Source organism: Bradyrhizobium sp. A11 (assembly GCF_042077125.1).
Lineage (GTDB): Bacteria > Pseudomonadota > Alphaproteobacteria > Rhizobiales > Xanthobacteraceae > Bradyrhizobium > Bradyrhizobium japonicum_B.
In genome coordinates, this window is sequence record NZ_CP149509.1 from 1,147,871 (window position 1) to 1,162,719 (window position 14,849).

Sequence of the window (14,849 nt, forward strand, 5' to 3'; positions counted from 1 at the left end):
TCACTCTCCGTTCGCTGGGGATGGTGTTCGTCCTCACATGCCGTGGCTCTGAAACACCTTGCTGCACGACTTCGACAGCTTGGCCCGGTTGGCTTGCAGGCAGCCTTGGACCGCCATGTCGTTGCCGAGATCCTTGCGGCAGAAGCGGGAGGCGTCGCGCGAGCAGGCCTTCTGCTCCTGGGGCGTACCCATATGACCTTGAGCGAAAGCGGGCCCCTCGAACAGGCTCAACGCTGCCAGCGCGATCGTCGCCAGGAGAACTTTGCGGGCCATCGGCACTCCAATCTGTCAGGGTCGAATTCAGGTCCTGTCTGAACTCGTCGCCCTGCCACTTGTTCCCCCGATGAGGCCTGCGCCCCGCTGTTCAAGGTTCCCGCGGCGCTGCTATAATTGCCCGGGGAAGTGTGAGGGTGTTTGATGAAACGCTATCTGGTGTTTGCGCTGGTTGGCCCGTTCGTCGGCGGGTTTCTGCTGCTGCTGACGACGACCTATCAGTCCGGCTATTGGACCCAGACCAGTCTTGGCGAGGTCGGCAAGCTGTTCGCGGTGTTCTTCAAGACCCTGCAATACAGCTATCTGTTCGGCCTGCTGCCCTCGCTGATGATCGGCGCGGTGGACGACATCCTGGTCCACATCAGGCGGATCGGCCCGGTCTTGCGGATGCTGCTGGTCGGACTGTTCGCCTTCGTGCTGGCCTCGCTCACCTACAGCTCGCGCGGGCCGGATTCCGGCGCGGTGCAGTTCATCCTGTACGGCCTCGTCGGCTTCGTGCCGGCGGCGATTTCGTCCTTCCTCGTGCATAGATACGTCAAGGAGCCGCAGGCTGTGGCGGCGCCGACCTGAGTGCGCGACCTTCGGGCGCGGCGCAGCAACTTCCGCCGCGCCGGCGCGTTCCTTCGAGACCATGACCATGTCCGACGACGATATTCTCGCGCCGCGCAGGCCCCGTTCGGGGAGCGGCCCGCGCGCGCCCTTTTCGGGCTCCGAGGGGCGCGGGCCGATCATCGACCAGGACGGCCGGGAGATCCGCCCCGAAACGCTGGAGCAGGGGTTTCGCGAGTTCCGCGTCGAGTTTGGCAAGGATAATCCGTTCTCGGGGAGCCCGTTCGGCAATCTGACGCGCGAGCAGCGGATCGCGCGGCTGGAGGCGATCGCAAAGCTGCTCGACATCGCCTTCATCCTGCCCGGCACCAACATCCGCTACGGCATCGACGGGCTGATCGGTCTGATCCCCGTGGTCGGCGACATCATCACCACGGCGGTCTCGCTGTGGCTGGTGCGCGAGGCCCGCGCGTTGGGCGCGCCCTGGCACGTCACCGCGCGCATGCTCGGTAATGTCGCGCTCGACGGCGTAGTCGGCCTGGTGCCGTTCGCGGGCGACGCTTTCGACGTCATGTTCCGCGCCAACATGCGCAATATGCGTCTGCTCCGCCGCTGGCTCGACAAGCAGCCGCGGATGTGAGCCCAGCTTCTTCCTTTGCTCTCACCGCAAACGGGGCAGCGAGGGACAGAGGCCCAAAACGCAAAAAGCGCGACGACCTCCAGGTCATCGCGCTTTTAGCGCAAATCGTAAGGCTCAGCGAAAGCTTACGCCGCGTCGGCGTCGGTCTCGGCGGCCGGCGCCGGCTTGGGACGGCGGGGCAGCGGGAAGGCCTCGCTCTCATAGAGCGAGCGGATGCCGTTCTGGTCGAAGCGCGCTTCCTCGACCTGGAGATAGGCGCCGTTCAGCGAATCCGTCGGTAACTGCTCCATCGCGAACTGCACGGCTTCGGCCGCGGTGCCGAAGCGGCGATAGGTGAAGCCCGCACGCTTCTTCTTGCGGATCGCGGCGGGGAAGAGTTCGGCGGAGGTGTTGAAGTTGAACGGACGCAATGGACGCATGGTCAAAGACCTCGTGATCTTCTCTGGGGCTTTAAGCGCGTGGGGTTTGGGAGGGCAGGGGCCGCAATCGAGCAAGCCCGCCGCACATGCCATTTTCTTCCTCTAATATAAGCCGATCTGACAAAAATGCGACCCCTGCGATAGGAGATGATGAATCCGCGCATGGCAGGTCCGCAGCCGGAATAAGACTAATAAATCCAATGTGTTAGATGGTTTACAGCTTGCCGAGAAGCAGCAGGACGATCAGCACCACCAGCACGACGCCGCCGATCCCCATGCCGGAATGGCCGAGGCCATAGCCGTAACCGCCCAGGCGACCGGACAGGCCCCCCAGCAAATAAATGATCACCAGGATGATCAGAATGGTCCCGAGCATGGTTTCCTCCCTGGCGGCCGCCAAAATGCGATGATCGGCCGCACCGCCAGAGAAGAAAAGCACATCGTGCGGTCGGGTTCCATGAAGGAACCCGGGCGCGCAGGCCGATTATTTGGGCTCCAGCTTCAGCGCCGCCGAGTTGATGCAATAGCGCAAGCCGGTCGGCCCGGGGCCGTCGGGGAAGACGTGGCCGAGATGGCCGCTGCATTTCGAGCAGAGCACCTCGGTGCGGATCATGCCGTGGCTGACGTCCCGCTCCTCGTCGATATGGCTCTCGACCGCGGGCTGGGTGAAGCTCGGCCAGCCGCAGCCAGAATCGAACTTGGCGTCCGACTCGAACAGCACGTTGCCGCAGCCGGCGCAGACGTAAGTGCCGGCGCGGTGGTCGTGCTCATATTCGCCCGAGAAGGGACGCTCGGTCGCCTTCTCGCGCAGCACCGCATACTGCATCGGCGACAATTCGCGCCGCCACTGCTCTTCGCTCTTGATAACCTTGTCGTCGGTGGTCTTCGTTCTGGTGTCGGGCATGGCTCTCCCGTTCTTGAGACGATGTTGCGATCAGTTGGTGGCCTTGCTGGCACTCACCAGCGTCGGCTTTTCAATGTAGTTATCCGCAAACAGCTTTTTCAGGTTCTCGACCTTGGGCAGGTCGTTATAGGCGATATAGGGCTGGTTGGGGTGCAGGGTCAGATAGTCCTGATGGTAGGCCTCCGCCGGGTAGAACGCCTCCAGCGCGCCGATCTTGGTCACGATCGGCTTCCTGAACACCTTGGCGCTGTTGAGCTGGGCGATATAGGCCTCCACCACCTTCTTCTGCTCGTCTGAGGTGGTGAAGATCGCCGAGCGATATTGCGGGCCGACATCGGGGCCCTGGCGATTGAGCTGGGTCGGGTCGTGCACCACCGAGAAGAAGATCTGGAGGATCTTGCCGTAGGAGATCTTCTTCGGATCGTACTTGATCTCGACGGACTCGGCGTGACTGGTCCGGCCGCTCGAGACGGCCTGGTAGTCGGCGGTCGCCTTGGTGCCGCCGGCATAGCCGGAGACCGCGTTGACGACGCCGGCGGTGTGCTGGAAGACGCCCTGGACGCCCCAGAAGCAGCCGCCGGCGACGACGGCGGTCTGGATCCCGCTCGCGGGCGCTGCATCCATGGCGGGCGCCGGGATCACGACCGCATCCTCTGCTGCCCGGGACGGCATGGCAAAGGACAGCGTCAGGGCCGCAGTTGCGGCGAGCAGGGAAGCGAGGGCAGGTCGGCGCATGGCGGATCCTCTTTCGGAAGGTCTGACAGTCTAGGACGATGGGGGCCGAACGAACAATTGTCCGGCGGCCTTTCCGCATCATCCCAGGTACGGACACCGCCGCCGATTGTTACGACGGGACGGACACGAGTCCGTGAAATGAGCCGCACGGGAGGGCCGGGCGAGCGCCCGCCTTGGCGGGACCGGGAACTCCGCGCTAAAGCATGATCCCGAAAAGAGCGCAGCGGTTTTCCGCAAAGATCATGCTTAAACGACAACCCAAGCGCGATGATGATTCAACCTAATCGCATCGCGCTTTAGATGAACCCGGGCGATCGATCATCGACGCACGATGACCTTGCCGGCTGGAGCAGGCCTGACAACATGTGGCGCGTCGTTTCCCTGACCCTCGTCATTCTGGCCGCCGGCGTGTCGAACGCGGCGGCCGATCCGCAAGCCGACGAGCTCGCCATCTGCCGTGACCGCCAGGCCGAGGCCCAGGCCCGCGCGAGCGCCTGCGACAATCTGCTGAAGGCCGACCAGCTCGGCGGCAAGGACAAGGCGATCGCGCTCTCCGTGCGCGGCAACACGCTGATCAACAAGCGCGATTACGACCACGCGATCGAGACCTTGTCGATCGCGATCGATCTCGATCCCGACTACGTCGTTGCCCTCAACCTGCGCGGCCTCGCCTATGAGCGCAAGGGCCAGGACGACCTCGCCATGGCGGACTACAACCTCGCGCTCCAGAAGCGCCCGGCCTATGGCGTGCCCTACAACAACCGGGGCGTCATTCACGCCCGCCGCGGCGCGCTGCAAAGCGCGATCGACGATTTCACCCTGTCGATCAAGTACACGCCGAAATTTCTGCTGGCCTGGACCAATCGCGCCCGCGCGCGCACGCTGCTCAAGGATTTCGAGGGCGCGCTCGCCGATTTCGCGGAGGCCGAGAAGATCGACCCGTCCGCGCCGCAGATCGCAAGCAACCGCTGCATCACCTATGGCATGATGGGCAGGTTCAACCAGGCCTTCGCCGACTGCAATGGCCTGATCGAGCGGCAGCCGAAAAACGTGTACGCGATCAACAACCGCGCCGACGTCAGCATGATGAAGGGCGATCTCGATGCCGCGCTAAAGGATTACAACATGGCAATCCAGATCAACCCCAACAACATCCGCGCGCATTCCGGCCGCGGCCAGATCTACGAGCGGAAGAAGGATCTCGCGCAGGCGCGCGCTGATTACCGCGCCGCCGCCTATTCGCTGACGAAGTTCGACGAGCCCGACGTCGCCCGCGCCCGCGCCATCGCGCAGGAGCGGCTCGCCGCGCTGACGCTGCCGGCGCCGGCCGCGGCGACCGGGCGCCGCGTGGCGCTGGTGATCGGCAACGGCGCCTACAAGAACGTCCATGCCTTGCCCAATCCGCCGCGCGATTCCAAGCTGATCGCGAGCGTGCTGCGCGAGGTCGGCTTCCAGACCGTGATCTCGGTCAGCGACCTCACCCGCGACAAGTTCTTCGAGGCGTTGCAGGCGTTCGCCAACGAGGCGGAAAAGGCCGACTGGGCCGTGGTCTATTACGCCGGCCACGGCTTCGAGATCGGCGGGGTGAACTATCTCGTTCCCGTCGACGCCAAGCTGGCCGCCGACAAGGACGCCGAGACGCAGGCGGTCGCCCTCGAGCAGGTGATCGCCGCGGTTGGTGCCGCGCGGAAAATGCGTCTCGTGGTGCTCGATGCTTGCCGCGACAATCCGTTCGCGCCGACCATGCAGCGCACATTGTCGCTGAAGCTGGTCGACAAGGGCTTTTCCAACATCGAACCCGGTGCCGGCTTCATGGTGGTTTACGCCGCCAAGCACGGCGAGACCGCGATGGATGGCGACGGCAGCGCCAACAGCCCGTTTGCGACCGCTCTCGCCCGCGAGATCAAGCAGCCCCGCGTCGAGATCAGAAAACTGTTCGATATCATCCGCGACGATGTCTGGACCGCGACCAAGCACGGGCAGCAGCCGTTCACCTACGGCTCGCCGCCGGGACGGGAAGATTTTTACTTCGTAGCGGGGAAGTGAGGGCCGGCGTCGCGGCGCCGCTTTCACATCAGCGAATTGAACCAGTCGAATGCGGTCGATTGCCCGTTCAGGACGGTGCCGTCGCCATAGAGACTTGCCAGAAACGTGACGCGATGGCTTGCGCCGGCAACCGGTACGCCGGCCGCGAAACGTCCACCCGCGGCAATCGCCGGCTTGACCAGTCGCGGATGCAGCGCCTCGTCGGCCAATCCGTAATAGAACCGGATCGGGGAATCGTAGTCCCAGAACGTCGCGCCGTTGCGACCGAGCTGGCGCAGCAACCTGCTGTTGGCGGCATGGGTGAAACGGTCGAAAAACCCGTCCACCAGGAAATCTGCAGCCGGCGGAACGGTCTTGGCGGTGTCGCCTTCCAGGCTGTAGTCGGCCCAGTATTTCTCCGCGAACGCCTGGTGTTGCGGCTTGATGGCGGTCTTGAACAGATCGCTCAGCCCATAATACTGGCGATAGCTTCCGAGCAGTACCACCAGGCAGGGCGTGATCCAGGCCGGCGGCATCGGGTAGGACGTCTCTGCGGACGGAATATAGGACGTCGGGTTGACCCAGTAGTGGAAGCTCTCGGCGAGATTGTTGAACGGGCTCTGGGTCGCACTCGCCGTCACCTTCATGCCGCGGCGTTGCATCTCCTGCTTGAGCCATTGCGTGTTCAGCGCGCCTTGCGACCAGCCGTTCAGAAACAGCGCGGATTGGCGGAGGCCGAGCTTCTTCATCTCGAAGATACCGGCATCGAGCACGTCGAGGCAGCATTGCACCGTGGCGCCTTTCACCGCATAGGCCTCGCCGCGGCCGTGGCGAAGAGGGCCCTTGCCGACGTAGTCGGCGGCGATGACGGCATAGCCGTTTCCGGCGAAACGCTGGATGTTGAACAGCGTCTCCAGCGAATCGACGTTGTCGCGAAGCTGGTAGCCTTCGTCGGCAAGTCGCAGCAGGTTCGAAGGAACCTGATCGAACGACAGGATCGTGCCGTGTTGCCAGGACAATACCGGCAAGGCCCCGTGCGCGCCGACGGGGACCGCAACGAGCGCAGAGACCTTCACGCGCTCTCCCGTCTCGGGCACGCGCGTCATGGTGGTGATGCGCCGCAGCTCGACGTCGTAGCGCGCTTCGTGCTTCCCGGAGAAATCCTTGGGCAGGACGTCGTGCTCGTTGAACACGGCATAGAATTGCGCCGCCAGCGCGTTGAGGCGTTGCTTCGAGACCCGCACCGGCCTGTCCGGCCGCGTAGGCACGTCACGCAGCGGAGTGGAATGCGCAAGTCCTGGCGCGGCGATCGATGCGGCGAGCGCGCCGGCCGCAATGCCTGCCGACTTCAGAAACCCGCGACGACTCGCGCTAGAGGTATCATCACGCGTGTCGAGGTAATCGGGTCTGCGTTCAGCCATGCGAGTCCTCCTGCCGACGGCAGTCATACATCGCAATGCCTAGCGCTTGGTGAATGCGTCGGAGCGGTCCGGACAACGGCATCACACCATGGTGCTCGGTGCCGTAGGGTGGGCAAAGCGAAGCGTGCCCACGAACTCTTGTTGCGGAGAGAGACGGTGGGCACGGCGCTTTGCGCCTTTGCCCACCCTACGGCAGCCTTACACCACGATACTCAATCTTTTCGCCGCCCGCGTGATTCCGGTGTACAGCCACCTGGCGCGGCTCTCCTGAAACGCAAAGCTCTCGTCGAACAGCACGACGTCGTCCCATTGCGAGCCCTGCGACTTGTGCACGGTGAGCACATAGCCGTAGTCGAACTCGTCATAGGGCTTGCGCTGCTCCCAGGCGATCTGCTCGACGCCGCCCTCGAAGCAATCGGCGCGCACCGAGACCTTCGTCACCTTGTGGCCGAAATCCTCGTCCGGCGACAACCGCATGCTGAGAATGCGGGACTTCGAGCGCGAGGTGTTGCGCGACTTCACCCGCCACAGGCCGCCGTTGAACAGGCCCTTCTTGCGGTTGTTGCGCAGGCACACCAGCTTGTCGCCGGCGACCGGAAAGACGTCCTCGATGTTCTGGCGCTGACGCACTCGCATGTTGTACGCGCGGCGGGTGTTGTTGCGGCCGACCAGGACCTGATCGGCGCCCATGACCCTGTCGGGATCGAGCTCCTTGCGCGAGACCACCTCGCTCTCGCCATAGCGGCCGATGTCGAGTTCGCGGCCTTCGCGGACGTCCATCGACATCCGCACGATCGGATCGTCCTGGGCCTGGCGGTGCACCTCGGTCAGCATCGCATCCGGTGAGGTGTTGGTGAAGAAGCCGCCGCCCTGGATCGGCGGCAGCTGCGCGGGATCGCCCAGCACCAGCAGCGGGCAATCGAACGACATCAGGTCGCGCCCCAATTCTGCGTCGACCATCGAGCATTCGTCGATCACGATCAGCTTCGCCTTCGAGGCGGGCGCGTCGTCCCACAATTCGAAGCTCGGCTGCTCTTCGCCGGATTCGCGGGCGCGGTAGATCAGCGAGTGGATGGTGGAGGCGTCGTCGCAGCCCTTGTTGCGCATGACGAGGGCGGCCTTGCCGGTGAACGCGGCGAACTTCACATCGCCGTCGACGCCGTCGGCGATGTGCCGGGCCAGCGTCGTCTTGCCGGTCCCGGCGAAGCCGAACAGGCGGAATACCTGCGGCGTGCCGCTACGGCCGGGTTTTGCTTTGAGCCAGTCGCCGACGGCTTTGAGCGCGGCATCCTGATGCGGGGTGAAAGTTGGCATTGCTGTCTTGAGAAAGGGCGACGCGCGGCGATTCGCCGCCCTCCAAAGTAACCATTCGACCCGTCCATTCAAGGCGGATGCGCACCGGAGGTCGAAGCCGCCAAGGCCGCCTGCCGGCTGACGTCTCACCCGCATGAACCGGCTTGGTCGGCTCAAACATGAAGGCCGGGTAAACGCCTTGAGCGATTGGCGCAATTTCACGCCACGGTGGCGGCGCGGTCAATCGTTGCCTGCGCGGGTCGGCTGGGCCGGTTGATCTAGCGCAATGCGATCTGGACCGCTGGAACCTATGGTCCGCAGCGGTGACAACGGCGTCGACCGAGATGTGCCCGATGGGGCGCATTCTCCTGGACAATTCCTGAACACGGGTCTGCCCGTGGGGATTCGGATATGCCGAGACCAATGTCACGACGCTCACTATTCTCTGCTGTTCTGCCTTTCGCATCCGGCCGCGACGCGCATGGGCCGCGCCTGGACGAGACGCGACCCGAACAGGTGGCGACCGTCTCCAGCGCGAGCGCCTGCGTCGAACGGCATGGCGTGGTCTGTCGCCGTTGCGTCGAGGCCTGTGAGCATTCCGCCATCCGCATTCTCGGGCGCGAGAAGCTGGGCGCCGTGATCGATGCTGCGGCCTGCACCGGCTGCGGCGATTGCATCCCGGTCTGCCCGGTCGAAGCCATCGCACTCGCGCCGCGGGACCGCATCTCGCTCGTATCCGAACTTGCAAACCTGGTCGTGCACAATGGCTGAAGCCACCAACATCTGCGGCGTTGCCGTCTTTCTCGCACCGGATGCGGAGCGCGATCTGACCGACCGGATCCTGGCGCTGCCCGGCGTCGAGCTGGAGGCCGCCTCCGGCGCCAACAGGCTCGCGCTGACCGTCATCGATACGCCGGCCTCGCTGGCGATCGACCAGATCGCCGCCATGCATCGCCTGCCCGGCGTGGTCAGTGCCTCGCTGATCTTTCACGCATTCGACACGCACGACGACGAGAGCGCCGTCGAGACTGGGCCGGCCGCGTGCTGCGGCGGCGCCTGCCAGAATTCTGGCGCGCATACGCGCGCTTCCGCAATTTGAGATTCGTTGAGCCGGAGAGACCGACGATGGTTACGAAATTGACGAACGGGAACGAAGCTAGTGCGACGCGCCGCGATGCGCTGAAGGCGGCGGCCGCGGTTGCTGCGGCCTCGACCATCGGCGTGACGCTGCCGCAAGCGGCGAGCGCGCAGCCGGGCAAGACCGACGGCATCCGCTGGGACAAGGGCGTGTGCCGCTTCTGCGGCACCGGCTGCGGCGTGATCGTCGGCACCAAGAGCGGCAAGGTCGTGGCGACCCAGGGCGACCCCGATGCGCCGGTCAATCGCGGCCTCAACTGCATCAAGGGCTACTTCCTGTCCAAGATCATGTACGGCGAGGACCGGCTGACCCAGCCGATGCTGCGCATGAAGAACGGCAAGTTCGACAAGAACGGCGAGTTCACGCCGATTTCCTGGGACGATGCCTTCAAGCTCATGGCCGAGAAATGGAAGGCGGCGTTGAAGGCCGGTGGCCCCTCGACCGTCGGCATGTTCGGCTCGGGCCAGTGGACCATCTGGGAAGGCTACGCCGCCGCCAAGCTCTACAAGGCCGGCTTCCGCAGCAACAACCTCGATCCGAACGCGCGTCACTGCATGGCGTCGGCGGTCGCGGGCTTCATGCGCACCTTCGGCATCGACGAGCCGATGGGCTGCTACGACGACATCGAGCAGACCGACGCGTTCGTGCTCTGGGGCTCGAACATGGCGGAGATGCACCCGATCCTGTGGTCGCGCCTGACCGACCGCCGCCTGACGCATGAGGGCTGCGAAGTCCACGTGCTCTCCACCTTCGAGCACCGCTCGTTCGAGCTCGCCGACAATCCGCTGGTGTTCACGCCGCAGAGCGATATGGCGATCCTCAACTACATTCAGAACTACATCGTCAATTCCGGCGCGATGAACAAGGACTTCGTCGAGAAGCACGTCGAGTTCGCCTCGACCGTGACCGATATCGGCTACGGCTTGCGGCCGACGCATACGCTCGAAGTCAAGGCGGTCAACGCCTCGCACAAGGCCGGCAAGGACGGTGCGCTCGATCCGGCCGGCTTCAAGGACAAGATCGGCTTCGATGAATACAAGAAGCTGCTCGAGCCCTACACGCTCGAATACGCCCACAAGGCATCCGGCGTGCCGAAGGAGAATCTCGAGCGGCTCGCCAAGCTCTACGCCGATCCCAGGAAGAAGATCATCTCCTACTGGACGATGGGCTTCAACCAGCACGCACGCGGCACGTGGGTCAACAACATGATCTACAACGTGCACCTGTTGACGGGTAAGATCTCCGAGCCGGGCAACGGCCCGTTCTCGCTGACCGGCCAGCCTTCTGCCTGCGGTACCGCCCGCGAGGTCGGCACGTTTTCCCATCGCCTGCCGGCCGACATGGTCGTCACCAACCCGAAGCATCGCGAAGCGACCGAGAAGCTGTGGCAGGTGCCCGAAGGTACCATTCCCGGCAACGTCGGCTACCATGCCGTGCTGCAGAACCGGATGCTGAAGGACGGCAAGCTGAACGCCTATTGGGTCCAGTGCAACAACAACATGCAGACGGCCCCGAACATGAACGAGGAGGGCTATCCCGGTTATCGCAATCCGGCTGCCTTCGTTGTCGTCTCCGATCCCTATCCGACGGTGACGACGCTGGCCGCGGACCTCATCCTGCCGACGGCGATGTGGATGGAGAAGGAGGGCGCCTATGGCAATGCCGAGCGGCGTACCCAGTTCTGGCGCCAGCAGGTCAAGGCGCCCGGCGAGGCGCGCTCGGACCTCTGGCAGCTGATGGAGTTCTCCAAGTACTTCAAGATCGAGGAGGTCTGGCCGGAGGAGTTGATTGCCAAGAAGCCGGAGCTGCGCGGCAAGACCTTGTTCGACGTGCTCTATGCCAACGGCGAGGTGAACAAGTTTTCGATCACCGAATGCCAGAAGGGCTTTGACAATTCCGAGAGCGCGGCGTTCGGCTTCTACGTGCAGAAGGGCCTGTTCGAGGAATATGCGAAGTTCGGCCGCGGCCACGGTCACGATCTGGCGGACTTCGAGCAATATCACCAGGCGCGCGGCCTGCGCTGGCCCGTCGTCAACAACAAGGAGACGCTCTGGCGCTTCCGCGAGGGCTACGATCCCTACGTCAAGCCGGGCGAAGGCGTGTCGTTCTACGGCAAGCCGGACAAGAAGGCGCGCATCATCTTCTGTCCGTTCGAGCCGGCGGCCGAAACGCCCGACAAGGAGTTCGATCTGTGGCTGTGCACCGGCCGCGTGCTGGAGCACTGGCATTCCGGCTCGATGACGCGCCGCGTGCCCGAGCTGCACCGCGCCGTGCCGGCCGCGACATTGTTCATGCATCCGGATGACGCCGCCGAGCGCAAGCTGCTGCGCGGACAGCCGGTGAAGATCCAGACGCGCCGCGGCGAGGTGGTGACGCGGGTCGAGACCAAGGGCCGCAACAAGCCGCCGCGCGGCCTCGTCTACTTCCCGTTCTTCGACGAAAGCCAGCTCGCCAACCAGCTCACGCTCGATGCGACCTGTCCGATCTCGAAGGAGACCGACTTCAAAAAGTGCGCCTGCCGCGTGACGTCGGCCTAACCCCTCGATGGACGAGCCATGTCGGATTCCAGCTCAGGCATCCCGCGCGATCCGCGCCGCCGCAAGGCGCTGCAGGATATGACGCGCTTCGGCGGCGGCGCAGCCGTCGCCGCGACGATGCTGACGGCGTTCGGGGTGTCCTCGCGGGCCAAGCCTGCGCAGGCGCTGCGGCCTCCGGGCGCGTTGCCTGAGAAGGATTTCCTGGCGGCCTGCGTCCGTTGCGGCCTTTGCGTCCGCGACTGTCCCTACGACACCCTGAAGCTCGCGGACTGGGCCGACGGCCCCGCGCTGGGCACGCCGTTCTTCCAGGCGCGCAATATTCCCTGCGAAATGTGCGACACCATTCCCTGCGTCAAGGCCTGCCCGACCGGCGCCCTCCAGCATGCGCTGACGGACATCGCCAAGGCCAAGATGGGCGTTGCGGTGATCACCAGCCGCGAGACCTGCCTCAATCTGCAGGGGCTGCGCTGCGACGTCTGCTATCGGGTGTGTCCGGCGATCGACAAGGCGATCACGCTCGAAGTCTCGCACAATGCGCGCACGACCAAGCACGCGATCTTCGAGCCCGTCGTCCACGCCGAGCACTGCACCGGCTGCGGCAAGTGCGAGAAGTCCTGCGTGCTGACCGAATCCGCGATCAAGGTGCTGCCGATCGAGGTCGCCGCGCTGAAGCAGGACGAGCATTACAAGCGCGGCTGGGAAGAGAAGAGCAGGGCCGGCGGAGCCCTGGTCGATGCGCCGCTCAAGCTGCCGGTGCGTAGACCCGAGGGAGGCGCGCCATGACGGCCAATACAAGGCCCTATGTCGAAGCGCGGGCGCAGAAGGGGCTTTGGGCTGCTTCGCGGTTCCTCGTGCTGCGCCGGACCAGCCAGCTGCTCTTCCTGGCGCTGTTCCTGTCGGGGCCGCTTTTGGGCGTCTGGATCGCCAAGGGTACGCTGGCTTCGTCCATGACGCTCGGCGTGCTGCCGCTGACCGATCCCTTCGTCCTGCTGCAGTCGCTCGCGGCGCGCCATTGGCCCGAGGGTCTGTCGCTGATCGGCGCGGTCATCGTGCTTGCCGCCTATCTTCTGTTCGGCGGCCGGACCTATTGCTCGTGGGTCTGCCCGATCAATCCGGCGACCGATCTCGCCGCCTGGCTAAGGCGGCGGCTCAACATCACCTTCACCGCCAAGATCCGCCCGGAGCTCAGGCTCTATTTCGTCGGCGCGGTGCTCGCGGCATCAGTGCTGTCGGGCTCGATCGCCTGGGAGCTGATCAACCCGGTGACGGCGCTGCATCGCGCGCTGGTGTTCGGCCTCTGGTTCGGCGCCGGCGGCACCGCGGCGATCTTCGTGTTCGACCTCCTGGTCGCCAGACACGGCTGGTGCGGCCATCTCTGTCCGGTCGGCGCGTTCTACGGCCAGATCGGCAGGGTCGCGCTACTGCGCGTCACCGCCGACAACCGCGCCGCCTGCAACGACTGCATGGACTGCTTCGCGGTATGTCCGGAGCCGCACGTCATCAGCCCGGCGCTCAGGGGCGAGCGGAGCGGCGCCACGCCTGTCATCACCGCGGGCGATTGCACGGTCTGCGGTGCCTGTATCGACGTCTGCTCCAAGCAGGTCTTCCATCTCGGTCTGCGCGGCCGCAATGCGGTGCGTCCTGACCCCTCCATGACCGCGCCATCGCCAATGGCGCGCGTCGTCTCTTCCCAGCCGGCCGTCCTTGAAAGGGACCTCCCATGACGTTTGTTCGACTGATTCCGTTGATCGCGGCGGCAGCCGTGGCCGTCGCGCTTGTCATTCCGTTCGCGGCGTCGGGGCCGCTCGCGCAGGAAGCCAAGCAGCACAAGGCGCTGCGCGAGGCGCCGTTGACCGAGATGTCGCCACCGCCCGAGGTGACGAAGCAATCGGTGCCGGCGAGCGGCTTCGAGCGCGCCTATCGCCAGCAACCGCCGCTGATCCCTCACAAGGTCGACGGCTACCAGATCACCACGGACAACAACGCGTGCATGGGCTGCCACGACTGGCCGGGCAACACGCGCGTGAACGCGCCGAAGATCTCCGAGACGCATTACGTCGACCGCCAGGGCGTGCGGCTCGATAAGGTCGCCGGCACGCGCTATTTCTGCCAGCAATGCCACGTGCCGCAGGCCGATGCGAAGCCGCTGGTCGGCAACATCTTCAAGAACGCGACACAGGCGAAGTGAGGGGGACATGCAGGACACCAGCACTTCTGCCGCCATGGCAGCCGAGCGGCCGGGTCGCCTGAAGCGGCTATGGCGATGGTTCTTCTCGCCGACCGCGCGCTATGCCTGGGGACTGATCGTCGTCGTCGGATTCGGCGCCGGCGTGCTGTTCTGGGGCGGCTTCAATTGGGCGATGGAGATGACTAACACCGAGCAGTTCTGCATCTCCTGCCACGAGATGAAGGAGAACGTCTATCTCGAATACCGTAACACCGTGCACTATTCCAACCGCACCGGCGTCCGTGCCAGCTGCCCGGATTGCCACGTGCCGAAGGAATGGGGACACAAGGTGGTCCGCAAGATCCAGGCCTCGAACGAGGTGCTGCACAAGATCCTCGGCACCATCGACACGCCCGAGAAGTTCAACGCGCACCGTATCGACCTCGCCAAGAACGTCTGGCGCGCCATGAAGACCACCGACTCGCGCGAGTGCCGCAACTGCCACAAGTTCGACCACATGGAATATGCGGTACAGGAGCCGCGCGCCTCCAAGCTGCACCAGACCGCGTTCGCGCAAGGCAAGACCTGCATCGATTGCCATCAGGGCATCGCGCATAAGCTGCCGCCCAAGGCGCAGGAGGGATATCGCGACATGCTCGACCATATCGACGAGGTCAGCCCCATGCAGCGGATGATCGACTTCCTGCAGGATGCCGACGTCGCCAAGGCGAAGGCGGCGAGGTGATGG

Annotated in this window: 17 protein-coding genes; 10 read left to right on the forward strand and 7 right to left on the reverse strand. The window is 64.7% G+C overall.

Annotated elements, in window-relative coordinates; all coding sequences use genetic code 11:
- Positions 1 to 33 precede the first annotated feature (33 nt).
- Entirely contained in the window at positions 34 to 273 is a 240-nt protein-coding gene (locus WI560_RS05315) for a hypothetical protein (RefSeq protein WP_375307155.1), read from the reverse strand.
- A gap of 144 nt (positions 274 to 417) precedes the next feature.
- Here WI560_RS05315 and WI560_RS05320 point away from each other — a divergent pair, with 144 nt between their 5' ends.
- Together WI560_RS05320 and WI560_RS05325 are read left to right on the forward strand one after the other, a co-directional pair.
- The gene (locus tag WI560_RS05320) at positions 418 to 843 is read left to right on the forward strand and encodes a DUF5413 family protein (RefSeq protein WP_028138309.1); all 426 of its coding nucleotides are present in this window, start codon (positions 418 to 420) and stop codon (positions 841 to 843) included.
- Between the two features lie 61 nt (positions 844 to 904).
- Positions 905 to 1,462, forward strand: a complete 558-nt coding sequence (locus WI560_RS05325) for a DUF4112 domain-containing protein (protein WP_375307156.1) — start codon at positions 905 to 907, stop codon at positions 1,460 to 1,462.
- A gap of 125 nt (positions 1,463 to 1,587) precedes the next feature.
- Here the strand turns inward: WI560_RS05325 and WI560_RS05330 are convergent, their stop codons facing one another.
- From WI560_RS05330 to msrA, 4 genes are all read right to left on the reverse strand, one after another.
- The gene (locus WI560_RS05330) at positions 1,588 to 1,881 is read right to left on the reverse strand and encodes a hypothetical protein (protein WP_027560969.1); all 294 of its coding nucleotides are present in this window, start codon (positions 1,879 to 1,881) and stop codon (positions 1,588 to 1,590) included.
- 214 nt (positions 1,882 to 2,095) lie between these two features.
- Positions 2,096 to 2,257: a DUF3309 family protein gene (locus WI560_RS05335; RefSeq protein ID WP_375307157.1), complete on the reverse strand. Its 162-nt coding sequence runs from the start codon at positions 2,255 to 2,257 to the stop codon at positions 2,096 to 2,098.
- Positions 2,258 to 2,365: 108 nt separating this feature from the next.
- A complete protein-coding gene (gene msrB / locus WI560_RS05340) occupies positions 2,366 to 2,785 on the reverse strand; it encodes a peptide-methionine (R)-S-oxide reductase MsrB (RefSeq protein ID WP_257176810.1) in 420 nt (139 codons plus the stop codon).
- 30 nt (positions 2,786 to 2,815) lie between these two features.
- A complete protein-coding gene (msrA, locus tag WI560_RS05345; protein ID WP_375307158.1) occupies positions 2,816 to 3,520 on the reverse strand; it encodes a peptide-methionine (S)-S-oxide reductase MsrA in 705 nt (234 codons plus the stop codon).
- A gap of 363 nt (positions 3,521 to 3,883) precedes the next feature.
- Here msrA and WI560_RS05350 point away from each other — a divergent pair, with 363 nt between their 5' ends.
- Complete coding sequence (locus WI560_RS05350; protein ID WP_375307159.1) at positions 3,884 to 5,566, forward strand: caspase family protein; 1,683 nt, start codon at positions 3,884 to 3,886, stop codon at positions 5,564 to 5,566.
- Between the two features lie 23 nt (positions 5,567 to 5,589).
- Here the strand turns inward: WI560_RS05350 and WI560_RS05355 are convergent, their stop codons facing one another.
- Positions 5,590 to 6,966, reverse strand: a complete 1,377-nt coding sequence (locus WI560_RS05355) for a twin-arginine translocation signal domain-containing protein (protein ID WP_375307160.1) — start codon at positions 6,964 to 6,966, stop codon at positions 5,590 to 5,592.
- Between the two features lie 198 nt (positions 6,967 to 7,164).
- Positions 7,165 to 8,280, reverse strand: a complete 1,116-nt coding sequence (locus WI560_RS05360; RefSeq protein WP_126258858.1) for an ATP-dependent RecD-like DNA helicase — start codon at positions 8,278 to 8,280, stop codon at positions 7,165 to 7,167.
- A 495-nt stretch (positions 8,281 to 8,775) separates the two neighbouring features.
- Here WI560_RS05360 and WI560_RS05365 point away from each other — a divergent pair, with 495 nt between their 5' ends.
- The 7 genes from WI560_RS05365 to WI560_RS05395 are packed head-to-tail and all read left to right on the forward strand — an operon-like array spanning position 8,776 to position 14,846.
- Positions 8,776 to 9,030, forward strand: a complete 255-nt coding sequence (locus WI560_RS05365; RefSeq protein ID WP_257193042.1) for a 4Fe-4S dicluster domain-containing protein — start codon at positions 8,776 to 8,778, stop codon at positions 9,028 to 9,030.
- Positions 9,023 to 9,358 carry a chaperone NapD gene (locus WI560_RS05370; protein WP_375307161.1) on the forward strand — a complete coding sequence of 112 codons (336 nt, stop codon included), beginning with the start codon at positions 9,023 to 9,025 and terminating at the stop codon, positions 9,356 to 9,358. The genes WI560_RS05365 and WI560_RS05370 overlap by 8 nt, the downstream gene beginning before the upstream one ends.
- Before the next feature lie 26 nt (positions 9,359 to 9,384).
- A complete protein-coding gene (napA, locus tag WI560_RS05375; protein ID WP_375307162.1) occupies positions 9,385 to 11,934 on the forward strand; it encodes a nitrate reductase catalytic subunit NapA in 2,550 nt (849 codons plus the stop codon).
- Positions 11,935 to 11,952: 18 nt separating this feature from the next.
- Positions 11,953 to 12,717, forward strand: a complete 765-nt coding sequence (gene napG / locus WI560_RS05380) for a ferredoxin-type protein NapG (RefSeq protein WP_375307163.1) — start codon at positions 11,953 to 11,955, stop codon at positions 12,715 to 12,717.
- Complete coding sequence (napH, locus tag WI560_RS05385; RefSeq protein WP_375307164.1) at positions 12,714 to 13,658, forward strand: quinol dehydrogenase ferredoxin subunit NapH; 945 nt, start codon at positions 12,714 to 12,716, stop codon at positions 13,656 to 13,658. Before napG ends, napH begins: the two co-directional genes overlap by 4 nt.
- Positions 13,655 to 14,122: a nitrate reductase cytochrome c-type subunit gene (locus WI560_RS05390; RefSeq protein ID WP_375307165.1), complete on the forward strand. Its 468-nt coding sequence runs from the start codon at positions 13,655 to 13,657 to the stop codon at positions 14,120 to 14,122. The genes napH and WI560_RS05390 overlap by 4 nt, the downstream gene beginning before the upstream one ends.
- A 7-nt stretch (positions 14,123 to 14,129) precedes the next feature.
- Positions 14,130 to 14,846, forward strand: coding sequence for a NapC/NirT family cytochrome c (locus tag WI560_RS05395; protein ID WP_063831455.1), 717 nt, complete (start codon positions 14,130 to 14,132; stop codon positions 14,844 to 14,846).
- Positions 14,847 to 14,849: the final 3 nt, after the last annotated feature.

Coding starts and splice junctions, on each gene's coding strand:
- WI560_RS05395 (WP_063831455.1), top strand. CDS start 14,130: ATGCAGGACACCAGCACTTCTGCCGCCATGGCAGCCGAGCGGCCGGGT.
- WI560_RS05330 (WP_027560969.1), bottom strand. CDS start 1,881: ATGCGTCCATTGCGTCCGTTCAACTTCAACACCTCCGCCGAACTCTTC.
- WI560_RS05315 (WP_375307155.1), bottom strand. CDS start 273: ATGGCCCGCAAAGTTCTCCTGGCGACGATCGCGCTGGCAGCGTTGAGC.
- WI560_RS05350 (WP_375307159.1), top strand. CDS start 3,884: ATGTGGCGCGTCGTTTCCCTGACCCTCGTCATTCTGGCCGCCGGCGTG.
- napA (WP_375307162.1), top strand. CDS start 9,385: ATGGTTACGAAATTGACGAACGGGAACGAAGCTAGTGCGACGCGCCGC.
- WI560_RS05390 (WP_375307165.1), top strand. CDS start 13,655: ATGACGTTTGTTCGACTGATTCCGTTGATCGCGGCGGCAGCCGTGGCC.
- WI560_RS05335 (WP_375307157.1), bottom strand. CDS start 2,257: ATGCTCGGGACCATTCTGATCATCCTGGTGATCATTTATTTGCTGGGG.
- WI560_RS05360 (WP_126258858.1), bottom strand. CDS start 8,280: ATGCCAACTTTCACCCCGCATCAGGATGCCGCGCTCAAAGCCGTCGGC.
- msrB (WP_257176810.1), bottom strand. CDS start 2,785: ATGCCCGACACCAGAACGAAGACCACCGACGACAAGGTTATCAAGAGC.
- napG (WP_375307163.1), top strand. CDS start 11,953: ATGTCGGATTCCAGCTCAGGCATCCCGCGCGATCCGCGCCGCCGCAAG.
- WI560_RS05320 (WP_028138309.1), top strand. CDS start 418: ATGAAACGCTATCTGGTGTTTGCGCTGGTTGGCCCGTTCGTCGGCGGG.
- napH (WP_375307164.1), top strand. CDS start 12,714: ATGACGGCCAATACAAGGCCCTATGTCGAAGCGCGGGCGCAGAAGGGG.
- WI560_RS05370 (WP_375307161.1), top strand. CDS start 9,023: ATGGCTGAAGCCACCAACATCTGCGGCGTTGCCGTCTTTCTCGCACCG.
- WI560_RS05325 (WP_375307156.1), top strand. CDS start 905: ATGACCATGTCCGACGACGATATTCTCGCGCCGCGCAGGCCCCGTTCG.
- msrA (WP_375307158.1), bottom strand. CDS start 3,520: ATGCGCCGACCTGCCCTCGCTTCCCTGCTCGCCGCAACTGCGGCCCTG.
- WI560_RS05355 (WP_375307160.1), bottom strand. CDS start 6,966: ATGGCTGAACGCAGACCCGATTACCTCGACACGCGTGATGATACCTCT.